Raw genomic sequence first — 19,135 nt, forward strand, 5'->3', positions numbered from 1 at the left:
CGGGTGGACGTCCCGGTCGAAGCGCTCGCGGCGCTGGCCGAACGCGAGCAGGTGGGCCGGTTGCACGTGACGCTGCGGCCGGATCCGGCGTGGCTGTCGGAAACCGAACGCGACGAAGCCGCCAAGCGGGTGGACGACGCGCTGGCGCTGGCCGGCCTGGTCGACTCGCGCGGCCGGGCCACGGTGGACTTCCTGGACTGGCTGCCGCTGCTCGTGCGCCCGGTGGTCGAGTACTACGGCTGGGTCGCGACCGGCGACCGCACGTACGGCGTGCTCGCCGCGGCCAGCGGACTGCAGGCGGTGCTCGCGGTGTCGGACGGCGAACACGTCGGGGTCCAGGAGATCGACCGCGAACGCGTGCTGGAAACGCTGGTGGAGCAACTGCCCGCGGTGGGCCCTGGCGGCGGATACGTGCGCACCGTGCGCGTCGCGGACCTCACCGAAGCCGCCCGCCGCGGCGAGGACGCTTTTCCGTTGGACCCGGTGCTGTCGGACGTGCTAACCCTGGTGCAGCGTCCGGTGCACGGAAGCGGAGAGCTGTACGCGGGACGACGCGACGACGTCGGCCGGTACGTCCGGTTGGAAGAACCCCTGCACTACGCGGACACGGACTGGGGCCGGTACCTGAGCTACACCGTCGGGGCCGGGCCGGACGCGGAAATCCGGATCGGGCCGGCCGGCCCGGCCGAACTGTGCGGTGCGCTGCGGGCTCTGGAGTGCACCCTGAACTGAGGGGACGCTGCGGTGCGCTATCCGGAAATCGAACCGTACGACAGCGGCCTGCTGGACGTCGGCGACGGCCACCGGGTGTACTGGGAAACCTGCGGAAACCCCGAGGGCAAACCGGTCGCAGTCCTCCACGGCGGCCCGGGAACCGGCTGCAGCGAAGGCATGCGGCAGTTTTTCGACCCGGCAAAATATCGAATCGTCCTGCTGGACCAACGCGGCTCCGGCCGCAGCACCCCGCACGCAGGCGACACTGTAGAAGCGCTGAAGGCGAACACCACCAGCCACCTGATCGCAGATCTGGAATTGCTGCGGGAAACCTTGAAAATCGACCGCTGGCAACTCTTCGGCGGCTCCTGGGGCTGCGTACTGGGCCTGGCTTACGCGGAACAGCATCCCGAACGAGTGACGGAAATCGTCATGATGGGCCTGGCCACCGACCGTCAGATCGAAATCGACCAGCTGACCGGCGGCCTCGCAGAAATGTTCCCGGAAGCCTACGCAAGCTTCCGCGACGGCGTACCGGAAACCGAACGAGACGGCGACCTGTCAGCGGCCTACTACCGCCTGCTCACCGACCCGGACCCCGCAGTGCACGAGCCAGCCGCACAACGTTGGTGCGCTTGGGAATCCGCCATGCTCCCCGGCGTCCCGCCGTCCCCGAAATTCGAAGACCCCCGCTTCCGCCTGGCCTTCGCCCGATTGGTCACCCACTACTTCTCCCAAGGCTGCTTCCTGGAAGACGGCGGAATCCTCCGCAACGCAGGCAAACTGGCCGGAATCCCGACAGTCCTGGCACAAGGCATCCTGGACCTGAGCAGCCTGGCAGGCACCCCCTGGCTCCTGGAACAAGCAATCCCGGACGCAGAACTAATCCTGGTAAGCGGCGCAGGCCACACGACAGCAGTCCCCTCGATGGAAAACACCCTAATCGCAGCCACCGACAAATTCGCCACCCGCCGGTGAGGGACCCCTTCACGGTTTTTTCGGTACGTGAGGGGAACCCTGAGGGAATCTGATTCCCTCAGGGTTCCCCTCACGACCCTCGCCCCGCCCACCCCGCGCCCGCTCGGAACGTGCCCCAATGCGGCATTGGGTGCGTCAGACGCACCCAATGCCACTTTGGGGCGCTAGCCCCGCCGCGAACGAAACCGCCACCGATGCACCCACGAGCGCTGCACCCACACCACCCCCGCACCCCGATACGAAGCCAAAATGCGGTCTGAGGGTGCTTGTCAAGGCATCTTTCCAGCCTTGACAAGCACCCTCAGACCGTCATCACAATCAGCTTCGGGGTGCCCCACGCAACCAACAGGCGCAATGTCGCCGCCAGGCGACGAGCCGCCGCCCCCTACGGAATCATCAACGCAGGCACTCCCGTCGGACTCAACGCGTCCGCATTCCGCGCCTCCCGAGCAGCTTCAGCCTGCCGCAACGCAGTAACCCGAGGCGGAACCCGATCCAAATGCCACTCCGCCAGCACCAACGCCACCTTGGCCTGCATCTCCGTCCGCAACCGCAAGAACGAATCAGCCGGATCCGCCCCGACCTCCCCGAGCAGCAACCACCAAGCCCAAGCCGCAGCCCCAGCATTGGCGATAAAGTCCGGAATCACCGCAACCCCACGAGCCGACAACGCCGCCTCAGCCTCCGGAGTAGTAGCAGCGTTAGCCGCCTCCACCACCACCTTGGCCTTGACGAGATTCTCGTTGTCCACCCGCAACGCGTAAGAAATAGCCGCCGGAACAAAGATATCCGCCTCAGCAGCCACCACCGCCTCCCGCGGCAGCGACTGGACCCCTTCCGGCAACCGCCCCCGGTCAACCTCGCCGAACCGGTCCCGCAACTCCAGCAACGCGGGAACGTCCAACCCCTCCGGGTCGTACAACGTCCCAGCGGCATCCGCGACAGCCACGACCTTCATTCCCGCCTCGTGCAGGTACCAAGCCGCGCCGCCGCCCATCGTCCCGATGCCTTGGATAGCGACAGTCGTCTCCGGAACAGCCCACCCCCAGGTGTTGGCCGCCCCGAGACAAGCCTGCGCCACCCCGTACCCGCCGATCACGTCCCCGAGCAACTGCCCGCCGGGAACCGGCGCGTTCAGCCCGGCCTGAACCCGCCGAAGCGTGCGCGCCGGATCAGCCGACCGGCGGATCGCGGCGTGGTACGACTGCTCCAGCCCGAGCGTCGCGAAAACTTCGTCGATGAGATGCTGTGGCACCCCCAGGTCCTCCGCGGTCACCCAGCTGGAGTCCAGCCAGGGACGCAGGAACTCGCAGAACCGGGTGAGCACACCGGTAGCGCGCGGGTCCTTGGGGTCGAAGTCGATGCCGCCCTTCGCGCCGCCGACCGGGAGGTTGAACGCGGCCGTCTTGTTCGCCATGCCGCGCGCGAGGTCGGCCACCTCGTCGACCGTGCAGCCGGCGCGCATTCGCGTGCCGCCCGTGGCGACGCCGGAAACCAGGCTGTGCACGACCAGGTAGCCGCGCGCGCCCGTGACCGGGTCCGTCCACGTGAGCTTCATCAGCGGTTCGGCGATCCGCGTGTCCATCGAGCCACTCACCTCCTCGAGTCCTTGGCAGCGCGCTTCGCCGCCTGCTTCCGAGGGTGCTGCCACTTCGGGGGCCGCGTCCATTTACCGAATGTGCACGAAGTTGTTTAGGGTTCGTACATGGAGCTTTCGTTGCACCGCTTGAGGATGCTCCGCGAACTGCACCGCAGGGGCACGGTCACCGCGGCTGCCGCGGCGTTGCATTACACCGCTTCGGCGGTGTCGCAGCAACTCGCGCAGCTGGAACGCGACGTCGGCGCGAAGCTGTTCGAACGGCTCGGCCGCCGGGTCCAGCTGACCGAACTCGGCATCCTGCTCACCGAGCACGCCGAGGAGATCCTGGGTTCGGTCGAGCGCGCGACGCTCGCGCTGGAGGAAGCGCAGGGCTCGATGTCCGCGCGGCTCACCGCGGGAGTCTGGGCGTCCGTGGCGTCCGGTTTGCTGCCGACCGCGCTCACCGCGCTGGCCGCGGATTACCCGGGAATCCAAGTGCGGACGAAAGAACTGGCCCCGGAGGCGACCGCCGACGCGGTGCGGGACGGCTCGCTGGACCTGTCGTTCGTCATCGACTACTCGGATGCCCCGATGGAGTGGAGCGACGGGCTGGAGCGCGCGGTCGTGGCGGTGGAACGGCTGCACGCGGCGGTCCCGGCGGGCGCGCTGCAGTCGGCCACGGTCCCGCTCGACGCGCTCGCGGAGCACCCGTGGATCCTGGCGAGCCCTAAGTCCCATTTCGGCCGCGCGATCCGGATTGCCTGCCAGCGGCACGGTTTCCAGCCGAAAATCAATCACGAGGTCGAGGAGCAGTCGACCGCGATGGCGATGGTGGGCGCCGGGCTCGGCGTCACCCTGGTGTCCGATCTCGGCCTGCGGCTGCTGCGCCCGCCGGGAATCGACGTCGTCGCATTGGCCCCGCCGCTGCTGCGGACGGTGTCGATCGCTTATCGCCGCACGGAGATCCGGCGGCCGGCGTTGCACCTGGTGGTGGCGGCGGTGCAGAAAGCGGCGGCGGAGCTGGGACTGGGGACCGAGCCCGCTCTGCCGTGAGTCCGGGGTGCCCCGGATGGAGCAGTGCCCGCCAGGTTGATCCATTCGGTGAACTCCCAGGTCAACCAGGATTACGGGTTCCTTATCGATCGTCTCCGGCGCTTCTCGGCCCTGTTTTTGTCGGACCCCGCGTGTAGCGTCGCGAAGCGACGAGGTCCGGCCCCGCGGACCTCCTGACGGGGACGGCGACAGATGACTGCAGTGCACGACTTTCCGGACAGATCGGGGAGTGCGGCGAACCGGACCGCGCGGGTGCTCGCTGACCGCGCGGAGGGGGAGCGGTACGTCGCGTCGGTCTGTTTCAAGCACGGCCCGCCGAGACTGCTCGGGGTGGAACTGGAGTTCACCGTGCACCATTCCGGCGACCCGGTCCGCCCGCTCGACCCCGATGTCCTCGCGACGGCGCTCGGCCCGCACACCCCGCGGACGCTGCGCCCCGACAGTCCCGCGATCCCGCTCCCGGCCGGCGCGCCGGTGAGCCTGGAACCGGGCTGCCAGGTGGAGATCTCCGCTCCGCCGCAGGCCTCGCTGCGTGCCCTGCACGCGGCTGTGGAGGCCGATCTCGCTCATCTCACCGGTCTTCTCGCCCGCCACGGCCTCGAACTCGGGGCCGCGGGCATCGACGAACACCGTCCGCCCCGGCGCGTTCTGCGCACGCCCCGCTACGCCGCCATGGAACGCCGGTTCGCCCCGATCGGGGCGGGCGGCATCACCATGATGTGCAGTACCGCGGGGCTGCAGATCTGCGTCGACGCGGGCGAAGCCCACGAGGTCGCCGCGCGCTGGGCGGCCGCGCACGCGATGGGCCCGCCGCTGCTGGCCCTGTTCGCGAATTCCCGCGTGCACGCCGGAACCGACACCGGATTCGCGTCGGCGCGCTGGCTCGCGGTCATGGAAACCGAACCGGTCCGCACCCAGTCGCCCGAACCCGGGGACGACCCGGCGCGCGAATGGGCCCGCCGGATGATGGACACGCCGCTGATGGTGTTCCCGCGCGGCGAACGGCCGTGGGACGCGCCGGAGGGACTGACCTTCGCCGAGTGGATCGGCGGCCGGGGCGCGGCCACCGTGCTGCGCCGCCCGACGGCCGCGGACCTCGACTACCACCTCACCACGATGTTCACCCCGGTGCGGCCGCAGGGCTACCTCGAGCTGAGGTACCTGGACGGGCAGCCGCCGGGGGAATGGCTGCCGCCGGTCGCGCTGGTCACCGCGCTGCTGGCGAATCAGTCCACTGTGGACAAAGTGCGTGAGGTGTGCGCGCCCGCGGCCGGCCGCTGGGCCGACGCCGCCCGGTGCGGGATGGCCGACGCGCAGCTGGCGGCGGTCGCCAGGGAGCTGGTGGAACTGGGCGTGGCCGAGCTGCCCGCCACCGGGCTTCCGGACGACACCGTCGCCCGGCTGGCCGCCGGGCTGCGGACGCGGGCCGCCGGGGTCCCGCGCCAGGACCGATGAGCAGGACCGAGAACACCGCCGGGCGGGGAGCCCGGCGAACCGGACTCGAGGAGTCAGGAGCCATGAGCACCATCCCCGAACAGAACCCGTTGCTGGAGCTGAGCCCGCAAGACCTGCGGGCGCACGCGGCCGCGGCCCTCACCCGGGCGCGCGAGCGCAGCGTGGCCCTCACCGACGCGGTCGACGACGAGGACCTCGTGCGGCAGCATTCGAAGCTGATGTCGCCGCTCGTGTGGGACCTCGCGCACATCGGCAGCCAGGAAGAACTGTGGCTGGTCCGCGACGTCGGCGGCCGGGAGCCGCTGCGGCCGGACATCGACGACCTGTACGACGCCTTCCAGCACGCCCGCGCGGACCGCCCGGCGCTGCCGCTGCTCGGCCCGGCCGAGGCCCGGGCGTACGTGAAGGAAGTTCGCGAAAAGGCGTTCGACGTCTTGGAAACCGCCCCGCTGGAAGGCAGGCGGCTCACCGAGAGCGCCTTCGCGTTCGGCATGATCACCCAGCACGAACAGCAGCACGACGAGACCATGCTGGCCACCCACCAGCTGCGCAAGGGCGAACCGGTGCTGCACGCCCCGGAGCCGCCGCGCGCGCCCGCCCGGAAGCTGCCCGCCGAGGTGCTCGTGCCCGGCGGCCGGTTCACCATGGGCACCACCGCCGAACCGTGGGCGCTGGACAACGAACGCCCGGCGCACGAGGTCGACGTGCCCGCCTTCGTCCTCGACACCACCCCGGTCACCTGCGGGGCGTACGTCGAGTTCCTGGAATCCGGCGGATACCACGACCAGCGGTTCTGGAGCGAGCCCGGCTGGGCCTGGCGGCAGGAGCACGACATCACCGCGCCCCGGTTCTGGCGCCGCGAACCGGACGGCTGGTGGCGCACCCGTTTCGGCGTGCGCGAGCGCGTCCCGGAGAACGAGCCGGTCGTGCACGTCTCGTATTACGAGGCGGAGGCGTACGCGCGCTGGGCGGGCAAGCGGCTGCCCACCGAGGCGGAGTGGGAGAAGGCCGCCCGGCACGACCCGGAGAGCGGACGGTCGCGGCGATTCCCGTGGGGCGACGAGGAACCGACCGCCGAGCACGCCAACCTCGGGCAGCGCCACCTGCGCGCGGCCGAGGCGGGCGCGTATCCGGCCGGTGCGTCGCCGCTGGGCGTGCACCAGCTGATCGGCGACGTCTGGGAGTGGACGAGCACCGATTTCCACGGCTACCCGGGCTTCGCGGCGTTCCCGTACCGGGAGTACTCGGAGGTGTTCTTCGGACCGGAGTACAAGATCCTGCGCGGCGGGTCGTTCGGCACCGACGCGGCGGCGATCCGGGGCACGTTCCGCAACTGGGACTACCCGATCCGGCGGCAGATCTTCTCCGGTTTCCGGTGCGCGCGCGATCCGCGCCCGGGCGAGGCAGGCTAGCCGGATGTGCCGTCATCTCGCCTATCTCGGCGCGCCGGTGTCCCCGGCGGAGCTGATGTTCGCCGCGCCGCACGCGCTGCTCGTGCAGTCGTACGCGCCGCTCGACATGCGCGGCGGCGGTTCGGTGAACGCCGACGGCTTCGGCCTCGGCTGGTACCCGGAGCCGGGTGCGCCGCCGCAGCGCTACCGCCGCCGCGAACCGCTGTGGACCGACCAGACGCTGCCCGCGCTGGCCGCGTCGGTGCGCACTCGCGCGTTCGTCGCGGCGGTGCGCAACGGCACCACCGGAATGCCGGTCACCGAAGCGGCCGCCGCGCCGTTCGCCGAGGGCCGCTGGCTGTTCAGCCACAACGGCGTGGTGCGCGGCTGGCCCGGTTCGATGCGCGGGCTGGCCGGGCGACTGGACGTCACCGAGTTGTTCACGCTCGAAGCGCCGACGGATTCCGCACTGCTGTGGGCGTTGCTGCGCGCCCGGCTGCGCGCGGGGGAGGAGCCGCTCGAAGCGGTGACCGGCCTCGTGCGGGAGGTCGAGGCGGTCGCCCCGGGCTCCCGGCTGAACCTGCTGCTCACCGACGGCGAACTGCTCGTCGCCACCGCCTGGACGCACGCGTTGTCCGTGCGCCGCACCGAAACCGGCGTGGTGCTGGCGTCCGAGCCGTGCGATCCGGACCCGGCCTGGACCGCCGTGCCCGACCACCACGCCGTGCGCATCACCGCGGCCGGCGTCGACGTCCTTCCCCTGACCCTGGAACGGAGCACCGCCCGATGACCGAAGCGGACCTGGAGAGCCATCGCCGCGACGTGACCGCCGAACTGCGCGCGGACGTGCGCGAGGGGCTCACGGCCGACCAGAAGTGGTTGCCGCCCAAGTGGTTCTATGACGCCGAAGGCAGCAAGCTGTTCGAGAAGATCACCGCGCTGCCGGAGTACTACCCGACCCGCAGCGAGCGCGAGGTGCTCGCGGCACGGGCGGCCGAGATCGCCGAACGCACCGGCGCGCACACGCTCGTCGAACTGGGGTCGGGGTCGAGCGAGAAGACCCGACTGCTGCTGGACGCGCTCACCGCGCACGGCACGCTGGAGGCGTTCGTGCCGATGGACGTGTCGGAAACCGCGCTCGCCGAGGCCGCCGCCGCGATCACGGCGGACTACCCGAAGCTCGAGGTGCGCGGGGTGGTCGGCGACTTCACCCAGCACCTGCAGCTGCTGCCCGGCACCGCGCCGCGGGTCGTCGCGTTCCTCGGCGGCACGATCGGCAACTTCCTGCCCGACGAGCGGGCCGAGTTCCTGCACTCGGTGCGCGACGTGCTCGGCGAGGGGGAGTGGCTGCTGCTCGGCACCGACCTGGTGAAGGACCGGGAAACGCTGGAACGGGCCTACGACGACTCGGCGGGCGTCACCGCGGCGTTCAACCGCAACGTGCTGCGCGTGATCAACGCCGAACTGGGCGCGGACTTCGACCCGGACGAGTTCGACCACGTCGCCCACTGGAACGCCGACCGCGAGTGGATCGAAATGCGGCTGCGCGCCCGGCGGCGGACGGAGGTGCGCATCCCCGGAGCGGACCTGATCGTGCCGTTCGCCGAGGGCGAGCACATCCGCACCGAGGTGTCCGCGAAGTTCCGCCCCGACGGCGTCGAAGCGGAACTGAACGCCGCCGGGTTCGCGCTCGAGCGATGGTGGACAGACTCACAGCAGCGGTTCGGGGTGAGTTTGGCAAGATCAGTGCGTGCGTAACCCTCTCGCGGCACTCGCCCGCAAGCTCGGCACCCAGCGCCGGCTGATGGGCGCCTCGCGCGCCATCATCGCGACCGACCGGCAGCTGCACCGGTGGTTCGGCGGCCGGATCAGCCTGGTCGGACTGGCCGGCCTGCCGTCGCTGCGCCTCACCACCACCGGACGGCGCAGCGGCCTCCCGCGGAGCACGAACTTGCTGTACTACCCCCACGGCAGCGAGTTCGTGCTCACCGGCTCCAACTGGGGCCGTCCGAAGAACCCGGCGTGGACGCACAACCTCCGCGACAACCCGAAGGCGACGGTCGCGCTGCGCGGCCGCGAGATCGAGGTCAAGGCGCGGGAACTGGAAGGCGCGGAGTACGACCGGATGTGGGCGGAACTGCTCGAATTCTGGCCGGGCTACGAAATGGAACGCGCCACGGCGGGGCGGGAGCTGCCAGTATTCGTGCTGACCCGGTCCTGAGCAGCTGGCGTTCGTTCGGTTGCCGGGTCGGGATCCCGCCCCGGTGTCGGGTTTCGCGAGGCCAGCCACGAGCGGTTAATCCGCGTACGCAACATCCGTGCGAGTGAATGAGAAATAACGTGCGCGTGGCTGGCTGCCGGAAATCGTCGCGGAAGGAGATCAGCGCGACGCGTCCATGTGGAGCAATGCGGTCGGGTCTCCCGGCGGCGTGGTGGCGATCCCGACCTGCGTGTCGGCATTCGGGTTGACGTCCACCGTCGTGTTGGCCCCGGCATCGGTGGTCAGCTGGGCCTTGATTTTGTGACCCGGCGCGGTGGACGTGCCATCGCCCCGGATGGCGTAGACGTTCGGGATTTTCACGGTGATGCGCCCGGTGGTCCCGGTGACTTCGAAGCAGAGTTTGCCATTGCCCGCCGAGCCGATCCGGTCGGTGGTGCGGACGATGATCAGGCCAGGAGTTTCCGGGGCGGGGCAGGGGCGGTAGAGGAGGTGGCCGTCGCCGCTGATCAGCTGGACGTGGTCGCTGGCGAAAATCGCGGCCGCGCCCGGGTAGCCGTAGTCCTCCACGATGGGCGGCGGCTCGTCGGCCGCGGAAGCGGTGCCGCTCGCCGGGACGGCGACGGCGGTCAGCACGCCTGCCGCGGCAGCTCCGGCGAGGGAAAATGTCCGATAGGACCGTCTCATGAGTGTTCCTTAAGGGATGAAATCCGACATTTGACCCAATGTGGATGCCGGACCCGAAACTGATCTCGGGCAGTGCGAGGCTAGGCGGACTATTCGGCAAGGCGCACGGTGATGTCGATCACGTCTTATTGGCGGTTGACCTGGTCGCAAGAAGCCCGGTAAATGTTTTTTCCGCGCATTGTGGTCGGGGCCAAGATATGCGCGATGGTCAATTGAGGGGGACCGGATGCGTTCGGAAAGACCCAGGTTTCGTGCTGCCCTGATCACTGCGATGACAATCGCGCTGGCTGCGAATGCGCTAACTCCGCCTGCTGCCTCGGCGGCCGGGATCGAGGGCGGCCCGGCAGCCGCGCAGACTGCCTCGGCCGCCGCCGCGGACCGCGCGAAGGCGGCTCTGCTGTGGCGGGTCGGCGGCCCGGCCACAAAGCGCGACGCCGGGGCCGCGCTGGCCGGCACGGACGCCGACATCGCCCGATTCCTGACGACGCAGAAGGATCCGGACGCGTCGATTGACCGGACTGTGCAGGTCAGCCGCCTGATTTCGGCAGGCGGCGCAGCGACGCGGTCGGCTGGACAGCAAGCGCTCGACGCGGGCACGGACGAAGCGCTGCAGGCGTTCGTCGGCACCGGCTGGGAAGCGCCGCACGACATCGACGTCAGCGTCCGGGTCAGCCAGGTCATGTCGGCCGGCGGTCCGGAAGTGAAGAAAGCCGGGCAGAAGGCGCTCGACGCGGGCACCCAGGACGCGCTGCGGGAGTTCCTCGACTCCGGATGGCAGGGAGCGTTCGAAACCGACCAGTCGGTGAAGGTCAGCCGGGCTGTCTCGGCCGGCGGTCCGGAAGTGAAGAAGGTCGGCCAGCAGGCGCTCGACGCGGGCACCCTTGACGCCCTCAACCAGTTCTTGCAAACGGATCTGCCCGTGGCGCAGGCTCGCGATGCCGAAACGGCCTCCATCGCCGATCTGGTCGCGACGGCCAAGGCCGCGTCGGAACGAGCCGCGAGCGAAACGCAGCAGGCGAAGGAGGAATCAGACCGCGCCGTCACCGCGGCCGCTGCCGCGCAGAAGGCAGCTCAAGAAGCCAAAGACGCGGCCGGCGCGGCGGAGGGGCATGCCAATCAGGCGACCGATGCCGCGACCCGGGCCGCCTACGCCGCGGACCAAGCGTCGGTCACCGCACGTCAGGCGATCGGTGCGGCGAACGCGGCCACTGCTGCGGCGCACACTGCCGCGGTCGCCGCTTCACGGGCGGCGGCGGCGGCTTCGCAGGCCGGGAGGGCGGCTTCGCACGCGTATGACGCGGCGGCAGCAGCGCTTGGCGACCAGACCAAGGCCGGCGACGCGGCCACGGCGGCCCAAACCGCGCGCGACGCGGCGCTCGCCGCGTCGACGGCCGCGGATGCCGCGCGCTCGGCAAGGACTGCTTCGCAGAACGCCCGGACAGCGGGGCAAGCTGCCTCGGACGCCGCGAACCAGTCGCGCACTGCGGCGCAGGCGGCGACTGACGCGGCCAACGCGGCCGCGGCGGCCGGTGCTGACGCGCGGCAGGCCCAGGCCGCGGCGGCGCGGGCGCGATCCCAAGCCGCTCGCGCGGTGGCAGCGGCCCAGGCGAGCCAGTCGTGGGCGGATCAGGCCAGCGCCGCGGCAGGTCAGGCCGCCGATGCCGCCGATGCGGCCGCAGCCAACGCACGCGCGGCCGCGGACGCGGCCGCAGCCGCTGCGGTCTTCAAGGGACAAGCCGACGAGGCGGCCCGAAAAGCCACTGACCACGCGAATGCCGCGACCGCTGCGGCGAACACCGCGGTCACCGCGGCGCAGCAGGCAGCACAGATCGCGCAGGTGGCCCGGAAGGCAGACGACGACCGGATCGCTCTGGCGGGTCAGCAAGCCGACGACGCGGCCCGCGAGGCCGCCGCGGCACAGGCCACCCGTCCGGCGCCACCGCGAACGGACTTGGACCAGGCGAGCATCTGGGACGCCGAGACCAACCGCCTGATCGCCGAAGCCACTGCGCCGGGCACCGCACGCGCCACTGTCGTCAGCGACGCTCGCAAGGTCGCCTTGACGCTGGCCGACCTCGGCGGTACGTGGACCAGAGCTGCGGCGGCCACGGCGATCTCCGCCTCGGACGACGAAGCCGCCGACTTCGTCCTCACCGGATTGGCTGCCGCCGCGGGCCAGGACGATCGTGTCCTCCTCGGCCGGCTCGCGGAGTCGGGCACAGCCGGTTTCAAGACGGCCGCCGCGGCCGCCCAAGCCGGCTCGGATACGGATGTCCGGAATTTCCTGCGCAGCCGCGACTACCCGGGCCGTCTGCAGGACGACACCCTGCAGGTCAGCCAGATCATGTCCGCAGCGAGGGCGGCCGGGCGCACCGTAGTCGTGCAGCACGGGCAGAGCGCGCTGGACGCTGGGACCGACCAGGCGCTGCGCGACTTCCTCGACACCGGCCAATACGTCTCTTTGCAGACAGACGACCAGGTCAAGGCAGAACAGGTGCAGTCCGCCGCCCGGGCTGCCGGGGCGCGCGAGGTCGTCGCCGGGGCGCAGGCCGCATTGGACGGGCCGCCGACCTTGCTGCACGAGTTCCTGACCGTCGGCCAGTTCACCGCGGCCCGGCGCGACCAGAACACCGCTGCCCACAACGCCGCCATCGACAGCTTGCTGGAGCAGGCCGCCAGCGCGGCGGCATCCGCGACCCACGACGCGAACGAAGCCCAGGCTGCCGCGGCCCGTGCCCGCAAGGCGGACGAGGACGCGACGCGCTATCTCAACGAGGCGCAGAAAGCGGCCGCTGACGCCGGAGCCGCAGCCACTCGTGCTCAAGAAGCGGCGAACCGCGCCACCGCTTCCGCGCAGCAGGCCCAGGCTTCGGCGAACATGGCCGCGGCCGCGGCGGCACGGGCGATTTCGGCGGCCGACCAGGCGGGCCGGTCCGCTGCGTGGGCCGCTCATTCGGCCGCGGAAGCCGCCAGCTCAGCGCGTGACGCGGCGGTCTCCGCGCACAACGCCTACCAGTACGCACTCGGCGCGGGCAAGAGCGCCAAGGACGCCGCCGACGCGGCGCGTGCGGCTTGGGACGGCGTCAAAGCCAAGGTCGAGTCCGAGAAGCAAAAGATCGTCGAGCAGCGCAAGCAATCGTGCCAGCCCGCGATGCGCCCCGCGGCGTCGATGGCCGGGTACAGCACCGAAGACTGCATCCTCCTGATCACCGGCACCCAGGCGGACAAAGAGCGGATTCTCCACCATCTGCAGGACCTGTGCCGTCAGCTCAATCCGCAGGGCAGCTACAAGACCAACGCCTGCCTCGACCCGCACAATCTGTTCAACCCGAACTTCGCGGCCCGATACCCGGACCCGATCATGACCGGCAGCGGGGGCGATCCGGTCGACGACATTTTCATGTTCATCGGCATCGGCCTGCTGACCGCCGCGTGCGAAGGCGTCTGCGACGTCCTCGCGCTCCTGGGCGGAGCCGGGGCCGAAATCGGCGTGGCCGACAGCCTCGAAGGAATCGCCGGGCTGGCCGACACTCTCGGCAGCGGCCGCAGCGCCTTCGACGTGCTCGGCGCCGAGATCAACGCGGAACTGGGCGAAGCTGCCACCCTGGCTCAGGAAGGAGAAGCGGAACTCGCTCAGATAGCCGAAGAGGCGCAAAGCCTCAGCAAAATCCTGTGCCGAGGCAACAGTTTCGTGGCCGGGACCCGGGTATTGATGGCGGACGGCACGACCAAGCCCATCGAGACCGTGCGCGCGGGCGACCGGGTCGCGAATGCCGAACCGGATAGCCCGGTGCTCCAGCAGCACGTCGTCGATGCCGTGCACATCACCGACGACGACACCGATTTCGACGATGTCACGCTGGCCACGCCCGGCGGTTCCGCGCGGGTCACTGCTACCGCGCACCACCTCTTCTGGGACGGCACCGCGCACACGTGGGCGCCAGCCGCGGCGCTCGCGCCGGGGACTCAGCTGGACAGCACTCGCGGCCAGCACGTCAGCGTCGCGGCGAACCGTCGCTATTCCGGCAGCGGACGGACGTACAACCTGACGGTCAACGGCCTCCACACGTACTACATCGAGGCCGCCGGGACGCCGGTCCTGGTGCACAACAACAACGGTGACGAGTGCATCAACGCCGGGCTGGGCGGGCTCAAGAAGTCCAACAAGCCCGATGCCGACGCCGACGCGCTGGCGGAGCGGCTCGGGGGCTACTCCCGGGGGATCTTCGTCAACGACCCGGAGCAGCGGGAGTTCGACGTCATCAGTGATCTCTACATCGCTCAGACCAAATCGGAGCCTTTGCAAAAAGGCAGTAAGTTCCGCGCCCAGGCCAAGAGGACCTTCGAGTTCGCGAAGCTGACCGGCCGGATCCCGTTCTTCCACTTCGGGGTGCCGCCGGATCCCCAGATTCTGGCTAAGATCGCGGAATACGCTCGCAGGTACGGCATCGAGCCGGTCGTCAAAATCGGACCTATCTCGGAGATCTGAATGTACACGTTCCACGGCTGGTTCGAGCTGGACGAATCCCCGTCCGAGGTCGAGTGGGGCGAGGAGAAGTTCGACGAGCTGCTCGAGGAGGTCCGCGAGCGCGTCGCCGCGATCGACTGGTTGTCCGGCGAAGCGAGACTGAAGGTGTTCAACGGCATGCACGTCTTGACGGTGAACGGCATGCCGAACCGCCGCCGCGACGAGGAACAGGAGCTGACCGAACTTCTTGAGTACGTGGCCCGCCTGCTTCCCGGCTCGCACGGCCTCTTGTACGAGCTCGACGACGACGCGAGAGAGATGCCCTGGCCGGACGGGTTCCGGGTCCGAGTCATGGCGCGCGGGGAGATCACCGTCCGGCTCGACCCGTTTCTCTCACCGCTCCGGCCGGTCGTCGAGGATCCCTGAACCGGGCCGCTCGCCCGAATCCGCAGTTCCTCCTTTTGGCCGGTGCCCGGCTTGGCCGGATTGTGCCAGTCTCGGTGACGCCCCGTAATCAGACGGGTGCGCAACCAGGGGAGATTCCACGTGCGCGGAGCGAAAAGAGCACGAGCCGGAGCACTGGTCGCGGCGATCGCGACCGCGCTGACCGGGCTGGCGGGCACTGCCGTCGCGGCGCCCGCCGGTCCGGCGGCGCAGCAGGCCACCCCCGCGGAGATCGCGCGCACCGCGCCGGTCAGGTGGGAGGACTGCACCAAAGACCAGTTGCGCGGGGTCCCGGAAGACCAGGTGAAGCTGTACAGCTGCTCGCGTTACCGCGTGCCGGTCGACCACGACGACGCGTCGCTCGGCAGCATCGACATCGCGCTGATGAAGCGCGCCGCCAGGGTTCCCGGGCAGCGGATCGGGTCGCTGTTCCTCAACCCGGGCGGTCCGGGCGGGTCCGGGCTCCGGATGCCGATCGCGGGCGACCGCTACTTCCGCCCGCAGGTGATGGACCGCTTCGACCTCGTCGGGTTCGACCCGCGCGGCGTCGGGACCAGCAATCCGCTGCGCTGCTTCACCACCGCCGAGGACGCCGCGGACGTGCAGAACGAGATGGTCCCGGTTCCGTTGTCGCGCAAGGAAATCTCCGGCACGCTCGCCGCGTACCGCGACTACGGCCAGTTCTGCCGCCGCAACGCGGGCGCGCTGCTCGACCACATGTCCACCCGCGACGTCGTGCGCGACCTCGACCAGTTGCGCGCCGCCGTCGGCGACAAGCAGCTGACCTACACCGGGTTCTCCTACGGCACGCTCGTCGGCTCCACCTACGCGGCGATGTTCCCGAAGCAGACGCGGGCGATCGTGATCGACGGGAACGTCGACCCGCAGCTGCGCACCAACGACGGTGTCACCTACGACCTCGCGCGGGCGCAGGGCTTCGAGATCGCGCTCGCCGGTTTCCTCGACCGCTGCGCCCAGGCCGGCGACAAATGCGCGTTCAGCGCGGGCGACCCGCGCGCGAAGTTCGACGAGCTGCGCGAGCACGTGCGCACCGACCCGATCACGCTGCCCGACGGCACGAAGATCGACCTCGGCGCGTTGACCGGCGCGGTGTCGAGCTCGCTGTATTCGCCCGCTTCGTTCGGCGAGCTGGCGGAGGGCTTGCAGCAGGCGTACTCAGTGCTGCATCCGTCGTTGCAGGCGCAGTCCGCGCGGAAGGGCACCCTGTCCGCGGGCCGCGGCGGTCTGCTCGACCTCGCCCCGGACAGCCCGTACACCGGCGACGACTCCTACTTCGCGGTGAACTGCGCGGACAAGCCGATGCGGATCCGGCAGGAGCAGGTGCCGGGCATCGCGGCCAACGCGGACCGGGAATCGCCGACTTTCGGCCGCTACCAGGTGTTCTCCGACATCGCCGCGTGCCCGGTGTGGCCCGCCGCGAAGACGTCCGACCCGTACCGCGGGCCGTGGCGCGCGAACACCGCGACGCCGGTGCTGGTGGTGAGCAACTTCTACGACCCGGCCACCCGGTACCGCTTCGGCCAGCGGATGGCCGAGGAACTGGGCAACTCGCGGCTGCTGTCGGTCGACGCGTTCGGCCACTGCATCCTCGGCAAGGCGCGCGGGGTGGACGACGCGACCGCCGCGTACCTGATCGACCTGAAGGTGCCCGCCGCCGGCCAGGTGTTCCAGCCGGACCAGCAGCCGTTCACGACGCCCGCGAAGGGCTGATCGGTTGATCTTCGGCCCGGAATCGGGCATATCGGCACAACCCTCTTGTCAGCGCCCGGCGGATCGGTGAAAGTGTCCGCCAGAAGTTCACCTGAGGGGGGTTGACGTGCGGCGCTGGGCGGGCGGATTCGGCGCGGCCGCGGTCCTTGCCGGGACCGCGGCGCTCGCCGGGTGTTCCGGCTCGCCCGCCCTGCCCGGTCCGGTCGAGGTTTCGCGCTCGGCCTGCGGCGACGGCTGGACCGCGCCGCCGGCCGGGCCGCAGACCCTGCAGGTCCGCAACAACGCCGCCGTCACGATGGAGATCGAACTCGTCGACCCGGCCACCGGCACGGTCTTCGGGGAACTGGAAGGCGTCGGCCCCGGCACGACGCGCGCGTTGCCGGTGAACTTCGGCAACGGCGCGTACGCCCTGCGCTGCGCCCCCGAGGACGGCACGCCCTTCGTCGGCCCGACCGTGCAGGTCACCGGCGGCGCGGACCGTCCGGGCCCAGCGGTGGTGCCGGTGACCAACGCGGATTTGCTCGGCCCGCTCAAGCAGTACCACGCCTACGTCGCCGACGGCCTCAGCACGCTCACCGGCCAGACCGCGGCGCTGGCGCAAGCCGTCCGCTCGGGCAATCGCGGTGCGGCACAACAGGCTTGGCTCACCGCACACCTCACCTACGAACGGCTCGGCGCCGCTTACGACGCCTTCGGAGACTCGGACGGGGTGATCAACGGCACCACCGCCGGGCTGCCGGGCGGTGCCGCCGATCCGGGCTTCACCGGCTTCCATCGCCTCGAGAACGGCTTGTGGCACAACGAGGCGATGCCCGAGCTGAGCCCGATCGCCGATCAGCTCGACCAGGCGGTCCAGAAGCTGCGCACGTCGTTCGCCGACGCCCAGATCGACCAGAACGATCTCGGCCTGCGCGCGCACGAGATCATGGAGAACACCCTCCAATTCGAGCTGACCGGCCGCACCGACTACGGCAGCGGCTCCACCCTGGCGACCGCCCGCGCGAACCTCGCCGGGACCCGTGCGGTGCTCGACGTGCTGCGCCCGCTGCTGACGACGAGGTTCCCCGGCTTGAAGGATCTGGACGCCTGGATCGCCCGCACCGACCACGATCTCCAAACGGTCGCCGGGAAACCGCTCTCCGCTCTCGACCGGAAGCAGCGGCAGCGGATCAACGCCGACGTCTCGGAGCTGACCGAACGCATGGCCCCGGTCGCGGCGATCGCGGAGCCGAGGAGGGTCTCGTGAGCCTGGGACGGCGCGCGTTCCTGTGCGGAGCGGCAGCCGCCGGGGCGGGCGCGGGTCTGGTCGGTCTGTCCGGAAGCGCGACGGCCGCCGGGGGAGCGGTGCCGTTCCACGGTCCACATCAGACAGCCGTGCTGGCGGAACCGGCGAGACATTCGGTCGTCGCCGCGTTCGACGTCGTCGCCGAGAATCGCACCGAACTCACCGCCCTGCTCAAGGAATTGACCGACCGCGCGCGTTTCCTCACCGGTGGCGGTGCGCCCGCGTCCGTCGGGATCACCGGCCCGCCCGCGGATTCCGGCGTGCTCGGTCCGGAAGTCCCGAAAGGACAGCTGTCCGTGCTGGTGGGCGCGGGCGCGTCGCTGTTCGACGACCGGTACGGGCTCGCCGCGCGCAAACCGCCGAAGCTCAAGCAGATGCCGATGTTCCCGGACGACGCGCTCGATCCGCAGTGGTGCCACGGCGATCTGTCCCTGGTGCTCAACGCCGCCGAACCGGACACCGTGCTGCACGCGCTGCGCGACATCGCCCGCGCGACCCGGGGCGGGATGCAGCTGCGCTGGAAGATCGACGGGTTCAGCTCGCCGCCGCGTCCGTCCGGGACCCCGCGCAACCTGCTCGGATTCAAGGACGGCACCGCGAATCCCGGACCGTCCGAAGCGGACAGTCTGGTGTGGACCGACGACGGCGGCAGCTACCAGGTCATCCGGCTGATCCGGATGCTGGTCGAGTTCTGGGACCGGGTGTCGCTGTCGGAGCAGGAGAACATGATCGGCCGCCGCCGCGACACCGGCGCCCCGCTCGACGGCGCGGCCGAGCAGGACGCGCCGCGCTACGCCGACGACCCGATCGGCACGGTCATCCCGCTGACCAGCCACATCCGGCTCGCGAACCCGCGCACGCCGCAGACGGACGGACAGCGGATCCTGCGCCGCGCGGTCAATTACGACCGCGGCGTGGACTCCAACGGCAACCTCGACATGGGCCTCGTCTTCACCTGTTACCAGCGCGATCTCGAGCAGCAGTTCGAGGCCGTGCAGAAGCGGCTCGCCGGCGAGCCGCTCACCGACTACGTCTCGCCGTTCGGGGGCGGGTATTTCCACCTGTTCCCGGGCGTGACGGATCCGGCCGACCACTACGGCCGGGCAGTGCTGGGCTGAGCGGAAGGAGTTCT

The 19,135-nt window shown here is 70.4% G+C and carries 15 protein-coding genes; 13 read left to right on the plus strand and 2 right to left on the minus strand.

The features are described from left to right. Positions 1-3: 3 nt before the first annotated feature. The gene (locus PUT80_RS11985; RefSeq protein ID WP_275291971.1) at positions 4-732 is read left to right on the plus strand and encodes an ESX secretion-associated protein EspG; all 729 of its coding nucleotides are present in this window, start codon (positions 4-6) and stop codon (positions 730-732) included. Between the two features lie 12 nt (positions 733-744). Then, on the plus strand, positions 745-1,692 hold the full coding sequence (gene pip, locus PUT80_RS11990; RefSeq protein ID WP_275291956.1) for a prolyl aminopeptidase: 948 nt from the start codon (positions 745-747) through the stop codon (positions 1,690-1,692). A gap of 385 nt (positions 1,693-2,077) precedes the next feature. Here the strand turns inward: pip and PUT80_RS11995 are convergent, their stop codons facing one another. Beyond that, positions 2,078-3,277, minus strand: coding sequence for a Glu/Leu/Phe/Val dehydrogenase dimerization domain-containing protein (locus PUT80_RS11995; RefSeq protein ID WP_275291957.1), 1,200 nt, complete (start codon positions 3,275-3,277; stop codon positions 2,078-2,080). A 120-nt stretch (positions 3,278-3,397) separates the two neighbouring features. On the opposite strand from PUT80_RS11995, the gene PUT80_RS12000 reads away from it, so the two are divergent. From PUT80_RS12000 to PUT80_RS12025, 6 genes are all read left to right on the plus strand, one after another. After that, positions 3,398-4,324: a LysR family transcriptional regulator gene (locus tag PUT80_RS12000; RefSeq protein ID WP_037814293.1), complete on the plus strand. Its 927-nt coding sequence runs from the start codon at positions 3,398-3,400 to the stop codon at positions 4,322-4,324. Positions 4,325-4,516: 192 nt separating this feature from the next. After that, complete coding sequence (locus PUT80_RS12005; protein WP_275291958.1) at positions 4,517-5,779, plus strand: glutamate-cysteine ligase family protein; 1,263 nt, start codon at positions 4,517-4,519, stop codon at positions 5,777-5,779. Between the two features lie 62 nt (positions 5,780-5,841). Continuing rightward, positions 5,842-7,191: an ergothioneine biosynthesis protein EgtB gene (gene egtB, locus PUT80_RS12010; protein ID WP_037814289.1), complete on the plus strand. Its 1,350-nt coding sequence runs from the start codon at positions 5,842-5,844 to the stop codon at positions 7,189-7,191. 4 nt (positions 7,192-7,195) lie between these two features. Continuing rightward, entirely contained in the window at positions 7,196-7,960 is a 765-nt protein-coding gene (gene egtC / locus PUT80_RS12015; protein WP_275291959.1) for an ergothioneine biosynthesis protein EgtC, read from the plus strand. Then, positions 7,957-8,928 (plus strand): L-histidine N(alpha)-methyltransferase, encoded by a 972-nt coding sequence (gene egtD / locus PUT80_RS12020; RefSeq protein WP_275291960.1) that lies wholly within the window; start codon positions 7,957-7,959, stop codon positions 8,926-8,928. Before egtC ends, egtD begins: the two co-directional genes overlap by 4 nt. Then, a complete protein-coding gene (locus tag PUT80_RS12025) occupies positions 8,921-9,391 on the plus strand; it encodes a nitroreductase family deazaflavin-dependent oxidoreductase (protein WP_275291961.1) in 471 nt (156 codons plus the stop codon). The genes egtD and PUT80_RS12025 overlap by 8 nt, the downstream gene beginning before the upstream one ends. A gap of 159 nt (positions 9,392-9,550) precedes the next feature. Here PUT80_RS12025 and PUT80_RS12030 read toward each other — a convergent pair whose 3' ends face one another. Then, on the minus strand, positions 9,551-10,075 hold the full coding sequence (locus tag PUT80_RS12030; RefSeq protein ID WP_275291962.1) for a hypothetical protein: 525 nt from the start codon (positions 10,073-10,075) through the stop codon (positions 9,551-9,553). A 271-nt stretch (positions 10,076-10,346) separates the two neighbouring features. Between PUT80_RS12030 and PUT80_RS12035 the strand changes: the two genes are divergently transcribed. From PUT80_RS12035 to PUT80_RS12055, 5 genes are all read left to right on the plus strand, one after another. Beyond that, positions 10,347-14,564 (plus strand): restriction endonuclease fold toxin, encoded by a 4,218-nt coding sequence (locus tag PUT80_RS12035; protein ID WP_275291963.1) that lies wholly within the window; start codon positions 10,347-10,349, stop codon positions 14,562-14,564. Continuing rightward, positions 14,565-14,969 (plus strand): Imm7 family immunity protein, encoded by a 405-nt coding sequence (locus PUT80_RS12040; protein ID WP_275291964.1) that lies wholly within the window; start codon positions 14,565-14,567, stop codon positions 14,967-14,969. It begins immediately after the preceding gene. Between the two features lie 186 nt (positions 14,970-15,155). Continuing rightward, positions 15,156-16,718 (plus strand): alpha/beta hydrolase, encoded by a 1,563-nt coding sequence (locus PUT80_RS12045; protein ID WP_275291972.1) that lies wholly within the window; start codon positions 15,156-15,158, stop codon positions 16,716-16,718. A 106-nt stretch (positions 16,719-16,824) separates the two neighbouring features. Beyond that, positions 16,825-17,964 carry an EfeM/EfeO family lipoprotein gene (locus PUT80_RS12050; RefSeq protein ID WP_275291965.1) on the plus strand — a complete coding sequence of 380 codons (1,140 nt, stop codon included), beginning with the start codon at positions 16,825-16,827 and terminating at the stop codon, positions 17,962-17,964. Continuing rightward, positions 17,961-19,121: a Dyp-type peroxidase gene (locus PUT80_RS12055; RefSeq protein WP_275291966.1), complete on the plus strand. Its 1,161-nt coding sequence runs from the start codon at positions 17,961-17,963 to the stop codon at positions 19,119-19,121. Before PUT80_RS12050 ends, PUT80_RS12055 begins: the two co-directional genes overlap by 4 nt. The last annotated feature ends 14 nt before the right edge of the window (positions 19,122-19,135 follow it).

The sequence above is a fragment of the Amycolatopsis sp. La24 genome (assembly GCF_029087445.1).
GTDB classification, from domain to species: domain Bacteria; phylum Actinomycetota; class Actinomycetes; order Mycobacteriales; family Pseudonocardiaceae; genus Amycolatopsis; species Amycolatopsis nivea.

Excerpts from the sequence above, each read along its gene's own strand:
- PUT80_RS12040 (WP_275291964.1), top strand. The coding sequence starts at position 14,565 with ATGTACACGTTCCACGGCTGGTTCGAGCTGGACGAATCCCCGTCCGAG.
- PUT80_RS12000 (WP_037814293.1), top strand. The coding sequence starts at position 3,398 with ATGGAGCTTTCGTTGCACCGCTTGAGGATGCTCCGCGAACTGCACCGC.
- egtC (WP_275291959.1), top strand. The coding sequence starts at position 7,196 with ATGTGCCGTCATCTCGCCTATCTCGGCGCGCCGGTGTCCCCGGCGGAG.
- egtB (WP_037814289.1), top strand. The coding sequence starts at position 5,842 with ATGAGCACCATCCCCGAACAGAACCCGTTGCTGGAGCTGAGCCCGCAA.
- PUT80_RS12005 (WP_275291958.1), top strand. The coding sequence starts at position 4,517 with ATGACTGCAGTGCACGACTTTCCGGACAGATCGGGGAGTGCGGCGAAC.
- PUT80_RS12035 (WP_275291963.1), top strand. The coding sequence starts at position 10,347 with ATGACAATCGCGCTGGCTGCGAATGCGCTAACTCCGCCTGCTGCCTCG.
- egtD (WP_275291960.1), top strand. The coding sequence starts at position 7,957 with ATGACCGAAGCGGACCTGGAGAGCCATCGCCGCGACGTGACCGCCGAA.
- PUT80_RS11995 (WP_275291957.1), bottom strand. The coding sequence starts at position 3,277 with ATGGACACGCGGATCGCCGAACCGCTGATGAAGCTCACGTGGACGGAC.
- PUT80_RS12030 (WP_275291962.1), bottom strand. The coding sequence starts at position 10,075 with ATGAGACGGTCCTATCGGACATTTTCCCTCGCCGGAGCTGCCGCGGCA.